Source organism: Vibrio sp. SCSIO 43135 (genome assembly GCF_023716665.1).
Classification (GTDB): Bacteria; Pseudomonadota; Gammaproteobacteria; order Enterobacterales; family Vibrionaceae; genus Vibrio; species Vibrio paucivorans.
Genome location: NZ_CP071860.1, coordinates 356,515 through 374,619, shown reverse-complemented (window position 1 = coordinate 374,619; position 18,105 = coordinate 356,515). Strand labels below are relative to the sequence as shown.

Genomic DNA, 18,105 nt, shown 5'->3' with positions numbered 1-18,105 from the left:
AATTACTGTGAAATCAGACAGTAAGGGGGACGTTTACCTTATAGGTAGTAACGTGCACCGATAACCCATTTGTCATCAGATGTGTAACCGTCTTCGCTCTTAAGATCGAATTGGTAACCTGTGTAACCTACGAACTTAGAAGTGAAGTTGTATTCAGCTTGTAGAGCTAGCTCTTCACGGTCAGTAGACTTAGTGTTAGCAACTTTTTCTGTAATTTCTACAGTTTCGTAGTTAACGCTTAGGTTTAGGCTGTTTGCTAGTGCGTAAGCTGCGATCAATTCGTAAGAATCGCTTTCTTCGCGAGTTACGTACTTGTCTTCAGATAGTTGGTAAACACCCGCTAGGTATAGACCGTTACCGTAAGAACCGTATGCAGCAGAGAATACGTGGTAATCTAGAGCACCAGAAGCGCCACCTAGACCTTTAACATCACCAGTGCTGTATGCGTAACCTAGGTTAGCACCCATGATTGCGTAAGATAGAGCGAATTGAACGCGGTCGCTGTACTCAGTGATGCCAGTAGCAGTCTTAGAGTCAGCAGTACCTTGCCAACCAATACCTACGTTAAGTGCACCAGCGTTGCCGAAGTCGATGCCGTTACGGTAAGAAACCATGTTGTCCGCACGAGTTTGACCAGTCTTAGCGAAGTCGTCACCTGTGTATAGGAAATCGTTCGCAAACGCGATTGGTAAATCGGTTACGCCAGCTACGTCGTAGAATGGTGCCCATTGAGTACCAACGTAAGTAGAACCGTATTCAGCGTGAGTAACACCGATGTAACCTAGACGAGTAGTGAATGACTCGTCAGAGTTTTCTAGAAGGTTTAGAGCCCACTCACCTTTAGCTTCAGCTGTGAAGCCGTTGCCTAGGTCTTGAGTTGCACCAAAGTTGATACGTGGAGAGTTAGTACCTACGCTAGCATCTTCAGCTTCAGAACCGTTCACGTTTACAGAAACGTGGCCGCCCATAGAGAAAGTACTACCGTCGTTGTTGTATAGTTCAACAGCAACAGCTTGAGTGCCGAATGCAGATGCAGCGATTGCTACAGCTAATAGTTTTTTGTTCATTTTAAAGTCCATATATAACGATTGGTTGTCCACCGCAACCAGGGTGTTACACCTTGGTTAACAAGTGACACTGACTCTACCGATGGAACTCAGAAAAGTTGCATAAAATGATATAAAACAGACAAAAACAAATATAAATAAAATAAAATCAACAACTTAATTAACTCATAAAAATCTATTTTTACCTTTTACTTATGTCACGACTGGTAACACCTTGTAATTTTTCGAGACACCTATCACTTTTTAGAAAAAACACATTCTTTCTTTAACACGATCAACAGCTTAATATCACCAAGACTTATACTTTAAACGTGTACTAATTAGTCAATTTTGAACACTGTTTTTAGCATCAACGAATTCTTACAAATCATTGACACAGCTAAGATTGCTCATTTTTCAGTAAAGCTTTATGCTTATCGCTTCGTTCACTGCTAGGTTTATTCACTTGCGTAAACTTTCCCAACACATTCGCGGTTATTGGTCATTATTTATGATCATGATTGTCGTGTTAGCCTGTTTTGGTAGCACTCTAGATTCTACTAACGGTGCTATGGGAGTCACTTCGACTACAAATAGCCAAAACTTCGCAGCTGGTGAATCGAACGGAGTATCCACTCTTTCTTTAGAACAAGAACCCTGTAAGCTAATCACTCAGTTACTCAATCACGCTCAGAGCGGTTGGGAGCAGTTCGCACCAGCACTGCTTCTGTTTACTATTGTATTAGCTACATCGGTTCGGTTTACTTTGGTTGCTGCCAAAACTGAAGTCATTCCAATACAGCCCAAGCGGCGTATTCATCTCAAGCACTGTATTTTCCAAGAGTAAAAACTCATCCACTCTGAACTTCCAGATGGAATCAAGGGATCGCTATGCCCATTGGCTTGGCATTTCCAAACGCAGTCGCTTTGTGTTCTTATTGCTGCGCCTTGACGTCATTTGGATTTAGATACCCATTGCCTGCTTGTGCATTCCAGTTAAGATTGCTGTTCAGCTACACTGACATGTTTCTTTGATGAGAAGCATATACGCAATATTGACCGCACAGTGTCCTATGCACACAGCACTCTTTGTGCGCCGTGTTCTTAGTTGATACAAGCAGAAATGGACGACCTGTTTGAATTTTTTGGAGAAAACAAGTGACAAATATGTCTGCCACTTTAGGCTTCAAACCCTTTAGGTTTGTCGCGCTTATTCTTACCCTACTTTCAAGTATCTGGGTAAGCTCGACTGCGTACGCTCAGTCAACCGGATGGTTACAGGACCCAAATCATCCTCCAGTTATGCTTCGAGTCATGACGACGGGACAGGTAGACAAGGAAGCTAAAACAATAGAAGCCGTTCTAGATGTAAAACTGTCTGGAGAGTGGAAAACGTACTGGCGCAGCCCAGGTGAAGGCGGTGTCGCTCCTGAGTTAGATTGGAGTCAGTCTGAAAACATCGCTGATATCGAATGGCACTGGCCAGTTCCCGCTTACTACGAACAACTGGGGGTAATGACTTTAGGCTACAAGCACAATGTCAGCTTCCCTATCACCTTACGCGTAGAGGACTTCAATCAACCGGTAATCCTGCGCGCGAATCTCCGTCTGCCTTCGTGTACCAATATCTGTGTGATTACGGATTATGATGTGTCACTGACACTTGATCCTACCGACCTCACCCTAGATGAAGATGCCGCTTTTTTATATACCCAAGGAATGAGCCTGACCCCTAAACATAATGGTATGGTTGAAGCTCAAGCCAACTACTGGGATCAAGCAAACCAGACGCTTACAGTAAAACTCACCACAAACCAGAAGTGGGAAAAACCGCAGATATTGGTCGACGGTGACGATGTCGTCGATGAATACTTTGCGGAGCCAAAGATCGCTTACGATGACAACGAGCTGTACGCCAAATTCAAGGTGTCCAACTGGTTAGGCGAAGCGGATTTAGCCGGCAAATCGGTCACACTTACTGTGTCAGATGCGTCTATTCTCAGCGAAGTAAGTACTGACATTTCCACTACACCACTCAACATGCCTAGCCAAACCAACTTTATCTGGATGGTCGGCTTTGCCCTGCTTGGTGGATTGATTCTAAACATTATGCCTTGTGTCTTACCTGTGCTCGGAATGAAGCTTAATAGCTTACTGCACTCCCAAGATATGGCACCAAGGCAAATCAGATTGTCATTCTTTGCATCTGCATTAGGAATCATCACTTCATTTGCCATTCTTGCCGGCGGATTGACACTACTTAAGCTTGGTGGCAACGCCATTGGTTGGGGTATCCAGTTCCAAAACATGTGGTTCATTGGCTTCATGGTGCTGGTAACCTTAGTCTTTGCCATCAATCTGCTAGGCTTGATTGAGTTTAGGTTGCCAAGTGGCATGAATACTTGGATGGCAACGAAAGGAAATAACTCTCACTCCGGTCATTTTATTCAAGGTATGTTTGCCACTCTATTGGCAACACCGTGTAGTGCTCCATTTTTAGGCACCGCAGTCGCCTATGCGCTTGGCGCTAGTTACGCCGAAATGTGGGCAATTTTCATCGCACTCGGTGTTGGTATGAGCGCACCATGGTTGTTGTTTACCGCTATGCCGCAATTGGTCAAATTCTTGCCAAAACCTGGTAACTGGATGAATACCGTGAAAACGGTATTTGGCGTAATGATGTTAATCACCAGTTTATGGCTAATAAGTCTAATGAAACCTTTCGTTGGACAAATGGTCAGTATATTGGCTGTGATTAGCGTCTTGCTAGCGGTACTGATTTGGATCGGATTGAAGCACGGTAAGAAAGTCGTTATCGCTATTTTAGCGGTCGTCACTTTTGCATTCGGAGGCGGTTTGATTATTGGGAGCCTTACTGCAGACAAATGGTCTACGCCAATCGTGGATGACTTACCATGGCAAAAACTCGATGCTGAGCAAATCCCAGAGTTAATCGCGCAAGGCAAGACAGTATTTGTCGATGTAACCGCTGATTGGTGTATCACCTGTAAGGCCAACAAGATTGGCGTGATACTGCAAAACCCAGTATACGACCGACTTAACGCAGGTGACATCGTACTCATGCGCGGTGACTGGACAACGCCAAGTGACTCTGTCACCAAATACTTGCAGAGTAACGATCGATTTGGCGTGCCATTTAACATCGTCTACGGGCCGAAATACCCGAACGGAATTCCGCTACCGGTTATTTTGAATAGCGATGTTGTAATGGATGCAATCAAACTAGCGGAGTAACACCATGACAGAGACAGGGGATCAGCCCAAAAAGCCGAGCAAATTGCTCAAATGGGCAAAAGAACTGCTGGGCATCATTGTCATCGTCACGGTAGTTTCTTTTGTAATGAACATCTATTACAGCTCATCGATGCCCGAGGGCCAAGCTCCTAACATAGAAGCGTTTACTATTGATGGCAAACGTATCGATGTAAACGAGATGAGTAATGACGGACCTGTGATCGTTTACTTCTGGGCGACATGGTGTGGTGCGTGTAAGTTAGTGAGCCCAAGCATTGACTACTTCGATAAGCACTACCCTGTTGTTTCCGTGGCACTGTCGTCCGGTAGTAACGAGCGTATTCAGCAATATATGACGGCTAAGGAACATCAGTTTGAAGTGATTAACGATCACAACGGGCAGTTTAGTCGGGAATGGGGAATCCAGGTAACTCCAACAATCGTCATCATTAACGATGGCGAAATTAAAAGCATTACAACAGGCGTAACCACTCCGATAGGAATATGGTTAAGAGCACTTTTCGCTTGATGCTCTGCTCAGTATCAAGCTAAGGAAATATTATGAAGAAATCATTTATCGCGCTTGCGACAGCGTCAGCTCTACTATTTAGCTCTGTTTCATTGGCAGAGCTAACTAAAGAACAGCAGCAGCAACTTGCTGATATCAACAAACTTCTAGAGTCGAACCCTGAAGTCATCGCTAACCTGCATCAAAGCTTAGCGAAATACGTTGATGGCCAAGCACTACTGGAAAAAGCCAAAGCAGAGAACCACGATTGGCTATACAACACCAAAGATCACAGTATCACCGGTAACCCAGATGGTAAGACGGTCCTCATCAACTTTACTGACTACAACTGCCCGTACTGTAAGAAACTAGAAGCGGGTATCGAGCAACTTGTGAAAGAATATGACGACGTCAAAGTCATCAACATTATTGTTCCTCTGCAGCAACAACAAGTGAAAGGCCTAGACACAAACTCAGCCGTCTATTCACTCAAGGTTTGGCAAGAAGCACCTGAATCATTCCAAGAGGTACATAACCTTCTGGTAGCGAAAAATGGCCGCCATACCAAAGATTCATTAGAGAAGATTGCGAAAAAGACCAACACTGAGAGGCTGTTAGTCGAAGACAGCGAAATCCAAAAGACGGTGATGAAAAACTACCGTGCGTTCAATGAATTAGGCTTAGGTGGTACTCCTGCTATCTTTATCGGCGACCAAATCATCCCAGGCTTTATTCCTTATACTCAACTAAAGGAGCTAGTCGCAAAGGAAATAGAATCTAACGGCTAGATTTTGAAACTGAGACTCCTCTTAAAATGCCCCTACTAATAGGGGCATTTTTTATTACTTGAGACTAAAACCAACAGCAGCAACTCAAAATAGACTATTTATTCAAGTCACTAGTCATAAAACATAAATAAAACTGACACTTAAGCGTAATCTATCAGAAATTAAAACTTCATTTATCTCACTTATCTTTATCGCCAACAAACATTCAGAGCATCGAAGCTCAAACTATAAATAAGGTAAGTAAAATGAAACAAGCAGCAATCGCTACGGCAATTCTTTCAGCATTGGTATCTGGTTCATCTCTAGCAGCATCGGTATACAGCAACGATGGTACAGACCTTTCTATCGGCGGTCGTGCAGAATTTCGTGGCGACTTCGGTGGTGACGACAGCGGTAACGAAATCGACGGCACAATGAAAAACAAGAGCCGTGTTCGTTTAAACCTAAAAGGCTCAACAGAAATTTCTGAATCACTAAAAGGTTTCGCGAAATATGAAGCTGAGCAATCAGTTACTTCATCTGGCGATAACGAAAAGACCGACAACTTCAAACAGCGCTACATGTTTGCAGGATTGAAAGGTGACTTCGGTGCATTCTCAGTTGGTAAGCAAGACACTGCTGGCGTTCAAATCTCAAACATGTCAGATATCTCTACTTATTCTGGCGACCAAAAAGCCTTCATCAATGCGGGTGACGAGCAAGCAAACAACGCGTTCGTCTACCAATACGCGACTGAGCAGCTAAACCTACAAGCAAGTTTCATTGCTGCTGAAGCAAAAGATGAAAATGGCTTTGGTGTTTCAGGTACTTACTTCCTACCTATGGGACTAGGCCTAGGTTTAGGTTACGCGACTAACGACAACGGCGAAGGTGCGGGTTCTGCAAACCAAATCATTGGTGGTGTGAGCTACGAGCTAGATGCACTATACCTTGGTGCAACATACACAATGGGTGACCTAGACGACAAAGCGAAAACTGAGTTCAACGGTTTAGAGATCGCGGGTCACTACAAGTTTACTAGCCAATTCCGTCTTATTGCCGCTTACCAAAAGCAAGAAGAGGAAGACAAATCTTCAAGCACAACCACAAACTTGTCTGATTTCTTCGAGTTAACTGGCCGTTACGATTTCAACAAGTCAATCCGTGGCTACGTATCTTACAAACTGAACAACCTAGACAAAGAAGACATTGGCCAATCTTACGACGCGAAGGATTCTATTCGCCTAGGCCTACGCTACAACTTCTAATCTCTGAATATACTCCTAAAGGAACTGTCCTTTAACCCTTGGCCGAGCTAATTCTCGGCCTTTTTTATGTTCGATTTTGGCTCAGTTCTCCCCAATTCGGTGCGCTTTTATCAAACGTTCAACTTCGCTACATGTTCTGATCCCTTGCTTTCCCCTACGTACAAGCCATTTTTAATTGTTGTCTAAGTTGGCATAGAGTCTGCTACTACTAAATGGTTATCTGCTTACTTGATAACATGCTCCATCTTTCGTCACGGGCAAGGTGACGAAAACTTCATGTCCTTTGCCTCCCCTTTCGGGGAGGATTTTTTCAACCAACTACCTGAACATCTTGTTCAAACGACTTCTCTTGCTAACTATCTATAAAACCGTATGATTTTGCACAGTCTTTCAAAATCGTCATCAATATGAGTCAACAACATCACCACCCGATCCAAGGTGCCAGCTGGATGCTTACTGCTGGCCTCGCGTTTGCTATCGTTAACAGCCTGGCACAAATCGCCAGTATTAATTACGGGCTTTCTTCGACTACAGTCGCGTTTATCCAATATGGTGTCGCATTACTGGTCATCCTGCCGTATTTGAAAACACTAGGGATTCGACAATCTCTACGTACCCAGCATTTTGGCTTACATGCTTTCCGTGTGTTTCTCTCGGTCATTGGCATACAACTGTGGCTATGGGCATTAGCTTATCCAGTTCCAATTTGGCAAGGGATTGCGCTGCTGATGACGTCTCCACTTTTTGCCACCGTCGGCTCGGGGTTATTCCTTAAAGAAAAAGTAGGCATAGCCCGTTGGGGAGCAACATTAGCCGGCTTCGCGGGTGCCATGATCATTCTGGAACCTTGGTCTGATGAATTTAGCTGGGCAGCATTGCTACCCGTTGGTGCAGCTTTCTTTTGGGCGTGTTACTCATTGATGGTGAAAAAGCTCTCCTCCAATGATTCCCCTTCAACCATGGTTGTATACTTACTGGTATTAATCACCCCATTTAACCTGTTATTGGCAGTACCAGAATGGCAAACTCCAGACAGCATTGCATTATGGGGCATCCTGCTCTTTGCTGGCAGTATGACAGCCTTGGCTCAATGGGCCATAGTTAAAGCATACTCAGTTGCGGACGCCTCCTTTGTTCAACCCTTCGATCACGCGAAACTGCCATTGAACGTGCTGGCAGGATGGCTGGTTTTTAGTTGGGTTCCACCTGGTCGGTTATGGCTTGGAGCGGCAATCATTATTGCTTCAGTTGCGTTTATTACTCGGTGGGAAGCAAAAAAATCGTCATAGCTGAAATTTCTTGGCGAACTATCGGTTCTTATTGATTAAGAACATTTAAGAGGGAATATCGATGACTAAACCAATCAAAGTAACGCTATATCGTTGGGCAGGCAGTTGGGGGCCATTCAAAGTCAATATTCCGTGTGGTGAATGCACATTAACCAAGGATATCTTGGCTGATACGTTTGCAAATGAACTTGCTGACGTGCCCGTTGAACTGGAAGTCAAAGATTGGTTATCGCACTGGTGGGAACCGTTGAAAAAAGGTGCATGGCATGCACCGATACTCATGGTAGAAGGCCAAATTGTGAGTCAAGGGGAAGCACTCAACCGCGGCGTCTTGGTTCAATCGATCATCAAAGAGTGGACAACTCGAGACACACTAAAAGGCAATATTGTCTACGGCAAAGCAACTTGCCCATATTGTGTTAAAGCCAAACAAATGCTCGATGAAGCAGGTGTTGAGTATCAATATCATGATGTGGTTAAAGAGAGCGCAGCCCTGTACCGAATGATCCCGGAAGTAAAGGCAATCATTGGTGAGAAAACACCAGTGACCGTGCCACAAATTTGGCTTGATGGTCAATATATCGGTGGCGCAGATAATCTCGAAGCTTGGATGAAAGAAAAGGGTTTGGACAGCATTCCAGATAATGTCGTGACTATGGAAAATAACCAATCTTCAGTTGGATAAAAGCCCTATATACCCAAGTGACTTCAAGATGAAGGATTCAGAACGTTATCACTGGTTCAAGTTCAAGGCAAATGGCGCAGCGGAATAACGGGTTCTTTCCGAGTCATTTAACGTAGAAATTGAGCCAATGATACGCTCCCAAAGGGCGAGTTTGCCTAGCTCGCACACGTTGTTAACGATTCTCAATTTAGAACCACTAGATTGTCGAATCGTTGCCGCGTTTGCAAACTAGGCAATTCTCGCTGAACCACGCATCTTGACGTTACTTGGGTATAAGCAAAAGCCCCAGTATTGGACGCTATATACGGTCCGGAGTACTGGGGCTTTTTAATTCCATTTTACTTGCTCATTTTCTTTTTCAGTCTTTTGAACAATGACACCTTCTTCGGTGCTGCTTTTCCATAAAGCGAATCTTCCATCATACGTTTTGCCATTAAGTGACCAACGTAGACATTTCCTAGATCATGACCCATTACAATTCTCCAAAAAGCCATAAATGCGGCGGAGGATTGTAACTGGAAAAGAGACAAAAACAAGATCTATATCACGCTTTTGTGCCATTTTGTTTTAGGAACGATAGCGCGAAAAAGCTCAGCTCGTACGAGCTGTATATAGAGCACACTAGCTGCGTTTTGGCTGCTTGTATGTCTTGCCTGCTGCAGTGTAAGTGTCTTTTTGTTTTACCTCGAACATAGCATCGAAGAACCACGCAACAAATTTGATCACGTCATCGCCTTCATTCATGACATGCTCAACAAATTCTTCTTGCTCACCCTGTTCATTTTCTTGGATCGTGACATGAAAGATACGCTGCTCACCTTCAACTTCAGCAAGTGCAAATTGACCAACTAATGAGTTAGCCGCTTCAGAGATCTCATTGTCTTCTTGGCTTTTGAGTACTTCTAGCGCCTGAGGTAAATTTTCAGCTTCACACAAAGTTTTAACTAGTGCTTCGAATTCGTTATGTTGCATTTTGATTGCCCTTAATTGGTTTGGGCGCATTGTATACCCAAATCGCAATTAAACCCACCAGCCCTACCCTTCAAAAAAATCTAACGCAATGGATTAAGCGGTTTCGGTCACCAATTGGCGGCTTTTTCGACCACTTAGTAATACAGCCCCCATCGCAGCACAAATACACAGGTAGAAGTAGCCCAAACTCGTCTGGCTAGTCACCCAGTTCTCTACCAAGAAGCCACCAAACAAACCCGACAAACACATTTGTACCGATCCTGATAGCGCCGATACAGATCCTGCCTGCGTTTTGTGTGGCTCTAATAACAGGCTGATCGACAACGGAAATGAGATACCTTGGGCAATAGTCAGCCAAGTGAGAGCCCAAATCAGGTTAAAAATTGTCATCTCAGTAAACAATAGCCAACCTCCCGCAAATGCCATGATCGTTATGGCAATAGCAAGTAACTGATGCGTACTGAAGAAACGATTCAGAATATTGAGACTTACGCTGCCCATCATTAACCCTGCAGAGGGGATCAACATGACGGTGCCGTAGTCAGCCGCGGTTAGTCCCAATTGTTTTTGCAGTAGAAAGGGGAATATCGACAGAGAAACCAATGCAGCCAAATAGCTAAACCAGTTGTAACTCGCACTACCAATGACCTGAGGGTTGCGAACTAACAGCCAATAGTTAGAAACAACTTTACTGGCATCAAAACGTTGTTTTGAGTATGGCAAGGTCTCTGGCAGGATAAACCAGCCCAGCACAAAGATTCCACATAAGTATATGAGTACAAAAGCAAACACCGCTTCCCAACTCAAATGGAATGCTATCCAGCCCCCAAACACTGGGGAAATGATTGGCATAACGGACGCTGTTACAGACATATAAGATAAGGCTTTGGTAAGCTGTGCGCCATCATAGCTGTCTCTGAGTACACTTCTCCCCAGCACAGAGGCACTTCCCGCCCCTAAGCCTTGCAATAGGCGCCCAAATTCGAGTGCTGCAAATGAATCGGAAAAGAGCAAGCAAATCACAGTACCAACTAAGTAGACGCCTTGCCCAAAAATAAAGATAGGTCGACGCCCTATCGCGTCAGACATAGGGCCGTAGAATAGTTGCGAGACGCCAAAGCCCACTAAAAAAAGCGTAACCAGCATTTGAACTTGGGTTTGGTCGACAGCGAGCGAATCACTAATCAAAGGTAGTGACGGTAAATAGATACTCACGCCTACTTGGCCAGTCGCAATGATCATCATTGCCAACAGCATCGGCGTTCGATTGAAGGTGTTTTTCTGTTCTTTCATCATGAAAATCAGTTTATATTTGGTAACTGTGAATTGATAATTCAGAAAATGGGAAATGAATTACTTCCCAGAAAGAAACAATAAGAGGCAGACAAGCGATGGATTGGATACAAAGCGTACAAAGTTACATCCGAGTGGTAGAAGAAGGCAGCTTTAACGGCGCGGCACGTAAACTCAATACCACCAGCTCTGCAATCAGTAAACGAATCCACTGGCTTGAAGATCGTATTGGCGTTCAGTTACTTAAGCGGACAACTCGATCTGTCACGCAAACCGAAGCCGGCGCTTTGTTTTATGAACGAGCCAAGAGCCAACTCGATAGTTGGCAGTCAGTGGTCGATGAAACACGCAGCGTAAACCAAACCCCCTGCTGGCTTGTTGAGAATTGGCGCTACCTTAGCGGTCGGGGCTAAATTTCTAGTTCAGTATCTGGACGACTTCTTACAACAATACCCAGACATTCGAATCCAGCTCACCACGACTACCCCAGGGCAACTGCCAGAGCTCAGCCTGGATCTGTTTATCAGTCGTGAGATTGAACAGCTCAACTCTTTGAGCTTCAAAGCCACCCCTCTATTTGAACACCAAGCAGGGTTTTATGCCGCCCCCAGCTACATTGAGAAACACGGCGAACCTAAAGATGTCGATGAGTTGATGCAACACAATATGCTCAACTGGGGGGAGCGACCACACCGAGAGATAAAACTGACTCACGGGCGAAGAATTCACTTGTCGGGTAACTTCGCGACGACTAACCCAGAAGCCCTATTCTATGCAGGTAAAGCAGGCATGGGGATCTTATTGTCCAACAACGTCATGTTGAAAGAAGAGCTTAAAACCGGTGCGTTGGTGAGAATTCTGCCTGACATTACCGCCGATGAAACGACGGTTTATGCCTATTATCCTAAGCTTGATTACCAACACACCCGCACACAACTGTTTCTGGATTATCTTAAGCAGCGCTTGGCCAGTGAAGAACAGAAATAGTGCGTTAGACTAAATCTAAAATATTCTTGTTTAAGTCTCTGAATCGGTGAAAATTGTCAAAAAAGGTTCACAAAAAACTGTGAGCTGAGTTTGAAAAAGTGGGTGTTCTCTACCATAGTAACTAAGTGCATATTCTAATAACAAAAAGTGAATAGCTTCACTACAACGTGAGTTCTCATTATGGCTAAGAGATCAACGGCAAGTAGTCCAATCGGCTTAGATATTCTCAAAGATACCCTGCTATTGGATGGCGCCACACTGTTAGACAGAGTCACTTTAGTGCTGCATCAGCACTTCGATAGTCACTGCACCTGTGTGATCGAAATTGATAAACTCCACTATAGTGCTCAAACCCTTTCCTATGCTTGTGACAACAGCATTCAACAAGACATCAATTACCAGATAAAGAGCACCCCTTGTGAGCAGATAGGCAAGTCACATCAAGACTATTGCCTGTATTCCGATAATGTCTCCGAGGCTTTTCCAAATGATAACTACATCTACCAGAATAATATTCGCGGCTACTTAGGTATCCCGCTAAAAACACAATCCGGTGAAGTGCTGGGGATCCTACTTTCTACCTACACCGAACCGCTTACTGACTCCAGTGATGTGGTTTATTATCATCAGATGTTTGCCAATGTGATCGTACATAGCTTGCGCTCTAAGTGGTTAATGGAACGTTCTGACAGCCTCGTGAATCAATTGAGCTATGAAGTCTCCCACGATAACTTAACCAACCTGATGAACCGCTCTTACCTTTCTGATCGATTAGAGGTAATGACGGAAAACTCGAATACTCCTTTTACGCTCGCTTACATAGACATCGATAATTTCAAGTCCATCAATGATCTATATGGTAATTACATTGGTGACCAAGTGATCAAATTTGTCGCCGACGCACTGACAAGTGTGGTACCTGAAAACAACTTATCATTCCGAATTGCGGGTGATGAATTCGCGTTTATTACCCATTCGCCAGAACCTTTGCAGATCTGTCGCTCGCTTGTCAGTAAACTCGAACAAGGTTACGTCGACTCGTCACACGACATTAAGGTTAGCGTCAGCATTGGGATTGCGCGTAAGTCCGAAGCGCCGATGAACCCCGACCAATTGATTCTCAATGCCAGCCTTGCACTTAAAGATTGTAAGCGGTCACGACAAACCAATATCCAGTGTTACGACACCCATTTAAGCGCTAAGTATTATCGTCGAACCCAGATCATTGACGCTCTTAGGCATGAATTGTCTAAACCTCGAGGCAGTATCAGCGAAATCTATGTCGCCACACAGCCAATCGTACATCGTGAACATAAACGCTGGGACTATTTTGAAATATTGGCACGCTGGACCAACCCTCACCTTGGCACCATTTCTCCGATTGAGTTTATCGAGGCCGCAGAGCAATCTGGCTTAATCATCGAACTTGGCGAACGTATCGTTGAACTCGCCTGTGCTGCTAAGTTAGAGCTGGAAAATGGATTGGGTTACAAGGTTAAGCTCGGCTTAAACTGTTCTGCCCACGAATTAAATGACTCAGGTCGTTACTTGGAACACCTGACCAATACCATTCAAAACTACGGATTTAAAGCCAACGAGTTTGTCATTGAGCTCACCGAAACCGTGCTTCTGTCTCGTACAGACGAGGTTCGTTTTGTGCTCGATAAGCTGAGAAACCTAGGCTTTACTGTGGCACTGGATGATTTTGGTACTGGCTACTCTAGTCTCAACTACATCCATAGTTATCCTATTGATTGTATTAAGATAGATGCAACCTTTATCCGCAACATGCTAAACAATGAAACCTCAGAGCGCGTTGTATGGTTGATCATTCAACTGGCGCAGCAATTAAATGTCGATCTAGTCGCAGAAGGGGTGGAAGATCAAGAAGCGCTCGAAAAACTCTACAGCATGGGGTGCAAACAGATCCAAGGCTATTACTTTTCGCGACCTGAGACCCCATTGGCAATCATCAACCACTACTTCAACATCAAGAATACGCGAACTGCGTAGCCCTAATAGGTGTAATCTAAATACAAAAATCCCCCGAACTTCGGGGGATTTTTATTAAGCATTGATGACCGCGACCTAGCCTTTTGAACTTTCGTTGCCCGCAGATTCAATCGCTAACTTTAGCTCTTGCTGCTTGAGCATCGCATCTAGCTCATTGCGCCTTGCAACAAAACCAGCCATTTCCTTCTTCGGCACAGAGTTCGCCATAGGAATATTAGCGGTCATCGCGTTTACAGGGCGACCTCGCACAATTAATTCATAGTGAATATGCGGACCGGTTACACGGCCAGACATACCCGACAAACCGATGCGCTGTCCACGGCTCACTTTCTGCCCTTTGCGCACTAAGATTTTACTCAGGTGTAAGTAACGCGTTTTGTAGGTACTGCCATGCTGAATCACAACATAATTACCCGCGTACGGGTGCTTACGCGTCATGATCACAACACCATCACCTGTCGACACAATGGGGGTACCAATCGGTGTCGCCCAGTCGGTGCCGTTATGTGGAGAAACACGGCCTGTAACAGGGTGTAAACGTTTCGGATTGAAGTTAGAACTTAAACGATAGTTCGACTCGATAGGCTTACGCTGGAATGCACGTTGCAAGCTATTGCCGTCTTTATCGTAGTACTGACCATCTTTATGCAGATAAGCCGTGACTTCTTGGCCACGATTGAAGATCTTAATCGCCTGAATCTCTCGGTTTCCTGTCAGTTTATCGCCCACATACTGACGGGATTGAACCACTTCAAACTTATCACCTGCTCGTAGGTCACGTGCGAAGTTGATTTTGTCTTTAAGCAGAGAAACCACATGTTCGATTTCTGCGCTGTTCAAACCCATGCGGTTCACCGATTGTGAGAAACTGCCATTTATTTCCCCAACCATTGGAAACTCTTTCCACTCACCCGGAAGCTTCACATCCTCGAAGCTGTAACTACCGTCTTCCAAGCGAGTATAAACTGCTCGTTCAACAATGCTGAACTCAAGCTCCATTTTCGCAAGAGAGTTGTCAGTGTCAGATTTCCAAAAACGAAGTGTATTACCAGGGCGCAGAGTATCGAGAGCAAGGAAGTTTAAATCGGTTTCCATGACACTCATCATGTCTTTATAACCGAAACCGAGTTGGTCAAAAATGGTACTTAGATTATCGCCAGAAGCAATGACATACTCATAATCAGGTACATCGACTTGCTTGACCTCGGTATCCATTAGAATGTCTTCGACAATTTTAGATTCAGGTAACGAAAGTTCTACCGTCCTTTGTAGAGAGTTGCCACCTAAAGAAGACATCGCGACAGCCGCTGCCAATGGCAAGCATGCAACCAACATTTTATGGCGTTTCGATAACGCAGACAGTCGGGCTGTAATTGATTTAGGACGCACAACAGAACCTATATATGATGAATACAAAGGCCTAAGAGTAAGGGTTTAAGGTGAAAATGTCACCTTTGTCGTATCAAGAAAAGGTTAAAAAAGGCACCGAAGTGCCTTGATATTTAGTTCATGGATGAGGCGTAAGTACACACTTACTTATTATCAATCAGTTAGCGTAAGTCTTAACTAGACAGTTGTCTTCGCCATAACCGTTGGGAATGTATTGGTCTGCATTCGGATCATTGACCCATTTCTGGTTATCGACCAAGTAACGAAATTCGAACTGAGCATCTTTCGGTAGACGCGTTTTAAACTTAAATGATTTGGATTTGGCTACTTTTTTCATTTCCGTTGGCTGCCAATCCAAAAAATCCGCCACCAACGCTACCGATGAATCGGCGTGTGACGCATCTAATTCAAAGGTGACTTCTACTTCGTCTTTGGTCTTGAAAAACCGCTTATTGATCATCTCAAACTCCCTTTCAAACAATATACTGATAACAACGTCTAATCATAGGCAACCTAAATCATATTCACAATCAGAAGTTGAATTTTTAATCAATTGCTCAACAAGGGGGCATATTATTGCTAAATGGATTTCACCAACGACAATTGGTTTCTGTTCGACACATTAAAACGCAGCGTAACTTGCTCAGCTGGCGCTTCAGCCATTGCTTGACCTTCTGCATGTTGGTTAAGTACTACGTGCACTTGGGGCGCTAAGTACTCCATAGCCTCTATGGTAATGCGATCGCCAAGCAGCATGGAATCCACCAGCACCATACGTTCACGCTGTTGGTCATATTGGAATGTTGAAAGATAGTTAAACACGCCTGTGCCTTGACTGGTTACTCGCATTACGGCCACGTATCCTTTGCCATCGTTCACAGGTGTAAGCGTATCGGTTAACACTAACAGCTGGCCACGTTGCGAACCTGCATCGTAACGGCCACTTGCTACCTGATTCTCATGATCAACGGTTTCAATAAATGCAAATGCGTGCGTTTCTGGGACTTTTACCGTCCATGGGTTTGGCGACTGAACATCAAATACCTCTTTCATTACCGAATTACTAGATAGCTGATGGCTTGGAAACTTGCTCAGAATCTCTTCATCGGTCAGGCTAAATCGGTAGACACCAGCAACGACGACGACAACCAACAAAACAATCGGGATAAGTAAAATCAGTGGAATAGGTAAAATTCTTTTTTTCATTAATGAGCTCAACGTACAAATGTCTGCGAGATAGAAACATATCCCCAAAATGACTTCAAGATACTGGATTCAGAACTGCTCCCGGTTTGAATCATTGTCGCACTTGTCGCCATGTATATCTTACTGAAGAGACGTATTGAGATTATTTAGGCATATCTATCTAAACTAAAGGTAGGTTAACACATCATTTAGCGTGAGGCGTTCGATATTATGAAGCAAGATATGAAAATACGCATGGCAGATTGCAGCTGTGGCCAAGTCAGCCTTGTTTGCCGCGGTGAACCGACCCGTTCATCGGTTTGTCACTGTTTCGAATGCCAGAAACGAACTGGCAGTGTCTTTGGAGTGCAAGTACGCTTCAACGTAGAGCAAGTCTCCGTGAACGGTGAGTTAGCCTCCTACACCCGAATCGCAGATTCCGGTAATGAAGTCAGCTATCAGTTCTGCCCTCGTTGCAGTACGACTATGCTGCTCAAACTTAGCGCCGTGCCTGAATCCATTGTTGTCCCTGTCGGCGTATTTAACGAACACGACTTTCCAGCGCCGAGCGTATCCGTTTACGAACAGCGCAAACATGGCTGGGTCAAATTTGAAGGAGAGATGGAGCACCTCGAGTAACATCGCATCAGGCATTACTTTCAGCCTAGTGGTCTGACTCCCCCAGTTTAATTCGGTGACAATAGGCGTTATAATCCCGCACTTCAACTAAGGATTACTGCTGTGATCACTAAGCTTCCTCGCTGGGTAGAGTATGGAGCACTACTACTCGCTATTCTTGCAGGGATCGTCAACGCCGTTGGCCTACTCGGGTTTCAGCATCAGGCCGTTTCACATGTGTCGGGTACCATCACGTTACTTGGCACCCAACTTCGCGAGTTTGATAGCCAGTCATTTCATTTACTTCTGGTGCTATTGAGTTTCCTATCCGGCGCCATTCTGAGTGGTGTTTTGATCGAAAATACCGCGCTAAAAATGGGCAGAAGATATGGTGTGGCCCTTTGCGTAGAAGGGGGGCTGCTACTCACCGCCTGCTACTTGCTCAACCTTAACTCACTGTATGGGCAGTATTTCGCATCTGCTGCGTGTGGATTACAGAACGCCATGATCACAACCTTCAGCGGTGCGGTAGTCCGTACAACGCACATGACGGGGATCGTTACAGATTTAGGCCTGATGATCGGCGCTAAACTGCGCGGTGAAAATTTTGACTACCGAAAAGCCAAGCTTTTTCTCTTTATTCTCACTGGTTTTATCCTTGGCGGACTTATCGGTGGCAAACTGTTTATCCGCCTTCAAGTCAATGCCTTAATCATCCCAGCTCTACTTGCATTTGGCCTCGCCATTTTTTATTGGTATCGGCTCAATGCTAATAAATATCCATAGACTACACTTTGTTTTGGGTTAATACTGGCAACTAATTTATTACT

17 protein-coding genes and 1 pseudogene are annotated in these 18,105 nt (G+C 44.5%); 11 read left to right on the top strand and 7 right to left on the bottom strand.

From position 1 onward, the window contains the following. Positions 1-38 precede the first annotated feature (38 nt). On the bottom strand, positions 39-1,067 hold the full coding sequence (locus tag J4N42_RS16090) for a porin (protein ID WP_252033421.1): 1,029 nt from the start codon (positions 1,065-1,067) through the stop codon (positions 39-41). Positions 1,068-1,512: 445 nt separating this feature from the next. On the opposite strand from J4N42_RS16090, the gene J4N42_RS16085 reads away from it, so the two are divergent. The 7 genes from J4N42_RS16085 (at position 1,513) to J4N42_RS16055 (ending at position 8,818) form a co-directional block, all read left to right on the top strand. Further along, complete coding sequence (locus tag J4N42_RS16085; protein ID WP_252033419.1) at positions 1,513-1,893, top strand: hypothetical protein; 381 nt, start codon at positions 1,513-1,515, stop codon at positions 1,891-1,893. A 320-nt stretch (positions 1,894-2,213) separates the two neighbouring features. After that, positions 2,214-4,301 carry a protein-disulfide reductase DsbD family protein gene (locus J4N42_RS16080; protein ID WP_252033417.1) on the top strand — a complete coding sequence of 696 codons (2,088 nt, stop codon included), beginning with the start codon at positions 2,214-2,216 and terminating at the stop codon, positions 4,299-4,301. Between the two features lie 4 nt (positions 4,302-4,305). After that, positions 4,306-4,830 (top strand): protein disulfide oxidoreductase, encoded by a 525-nt coding sequence (locus J4N42_RS16075; RefSeq protein ID WP_252033415.1) that lies wholly within the window; start codon positions 4,306-4,308, stop codon positions 4,828-4,830. A 32-nt stretch (positions 4,831-4,862) separates the two neighbouring features. Beyond that, complete coding sequence (locus tag J4N42_RS16070) at positions 4,863-5,597, top strand: DsbA family protein (protein ID WP_252033413.1); 735 nt, start codon at positions 4,863-4,865, stop codon at positions 5,595-5,597. Between the two features lie 245 nt (positions 5,598-5,842). Next, complete coding sequence (locus tag J4N42_RS16065) at positions 5,843-6,844, top strand: porin (RefSeq protein ID WP_252033411.1); 1,002 nt, start codon at positions 5,843-5,845, stop codon at positions 6,842-6,844. 407 nt (positions 6,845-7,251) lie between these two features. Beyond that, positions 7,252-8,133 carry a DMT family transporter gene (locus J4N42_RS16060; protein WP_252033409.1) on the top strand — a complete coding sequence of 294 codons (882 nt, stop codon included), beginning with the start codon at positions 7,252-7,254 and terminating at the stop codon, positions 8,131-8,133. 61 nt (positions 8,134-8,194) lie between these two features. Continuing rightward, the gene (locus tag J4N42_RS16055) at positions 8,195-8,818 is read left to right on the top strand and encodes a glutaredoxin domain-containing protein (RefSeq protein WP_252033407.1); all 624 of its coding nucleotides are present in this window, start codon (positions 8,195-8,197) and stop codon (positions 8,816-8,818) included. A 338-nt stretch (positions 8,819-9,156) separates the two neighbouring features. Here the strand turns inward: J4N42_RS16055 and J4N42_RS22620 are convergent, their stop codons facing one another. The 3 genes from J4N42_RS22620 to J4N42_RS16045 all read right to left on the bottom strand — a co-directional run bounded on the left by J4N42_RS22620 (position 9,157) and on the right by J4N42_RS16045 (position 11,083). Next, on the bottom strand, positions 9,157-9,291 hold the full coding sequence (locus J4N42_RS22620) for a hypothetical protein (RefSeq protein ID WP_286036694.1): 135 nt from the start codon (positions 9,289-9,291) through the stop codon (positions 9,157-9,159). 148 nt (positions 9,292-9,439) lie between these two features. Further along, positions 9,440-9,790: a hypothetical protein gene (locus J4N42_RS16050; RefSeq protein WP_252033405.1), complete on the bottom strand. Its 351-nt coding sequence runs from the start codon at positions 9,788-9,790 to the stop codon at positions 9,440-9,442. Between the two features lie 93 nt (positions 9,791-9,883). Then, on the bottom strand, positions 9,884-11,083 hold the full coding sequence (locus J4N42_RS16045; protein ID WP_252034170.1) for a multidrug effflux MFS transporter: 1,200 nt from the start codon (positions 11,081-11,083) through the stop codon (positions 9,884-9,886). A 98-nt stretch (positions 11,084-11,181) separates the two neighbouring features. On the opposite strand from J4N42_RS16045, the pseudogene J4N42_RS16040 reads away from it, so the two are divergent. Both J4N42_RS16040 and J4N42_RS16035 read left to right on the top strand, forming a co-directional pair. After that, a pseudogene (locus J4N42_RS16040) lies at positions 11,182-12,070 on the top strand (LysR family transcriptional regulator). A 180-nt stretch (positions 12,071-12,250) separates the two neighbouring features. Then, the gene (locus J4N42_RS16035) at positions 12,251-14,083 is read left to right on the top strand and encodes a putative bifunctional diguanylate cyclase/phosphodiesterase (protein WP_252033403.1); all 1,833 of its coding nucleotides are present in this window, start codon (positions 12,251-12,253) and stop codon (positions 14,081-14,083) included. 75 nt (positions 14,084-14,158) lie between these two features. On the opposite strand, the gene shyA is transcribed toward J4N42_RS16035, so the two are convergent. From shyA to J4N42_RS16020, 3 genes are all read right to left on the bottom strand, one after another. Beyond that, on the bottom strand, positions 14,159-15,472 hold the full coding sequence (shyA, locus tag J4N42_RS16030) for a peptidoglycan DD-endopeptidase ShyA (protein WP_503035333.1): 1,314 nt from the start codon (positions 15,470-15,472) through the stop codon (positions 14,159-14,161). 157 nt (positions 15,473-15,629) lie between these two features. Further along, positions 15,630-15,932 (bottom strand): isoamylase early set domain-containing protein, encoded by a 303-nt coding sequence (locus J4N42_RS16025; protein ID WP_252033400.1) that lies wholly within the window; start codon positions 15,930-15,932, stop codon positions 15,630-15,632. Positions 15,933-16,051: 119 nt separating this feature from the next. Continuing rightward, the gene (locus J4N42_RS16020) at positions 16,052-16,678 is read right to left on the bottom strand and encodes a hypothetical protein (RefSeq protein ID WP_252033398.1); all 627 of its coding nucleotides are present in this window, start codon (positions 16,676-16,678) and stop codon (positions 16,052-16,054) included. A 210-nt stretch (positions 16,679-16,888) separates the two neighbouring features. Here J4N42_RS16020 and J4N42_RS16015 point away from each other — a divergent pair, with 210 nt between their 5' ends. Then, positions 16,889-17,296 carry a GFA family protein gene (locus J4N42_RS16015; protein ID WP_252033396.1) on the top strand — a complete coding sequence of 136 codons (408 nt, stop codon included), beginning with the start codon at positions 16,889-16,891 and terminating at the stop codon, positions 17,294-17,296. Between the two features lie 102 nt (positions 17,297-17,398). After that, positions 17,399-18,061 carry a YoaK family protein gene (locus J4N42_RS16010; protein WP_252033394.1) on the top strand — a complete coding sequence of 221 codons (663 nt, stop codon included), beginning with the start codon at positions 17,399-17,401 and terminating at the stop codon, positions 18,059-18,061. Positions 18,062-18,105: the final 44 nt, after the last annotated feature.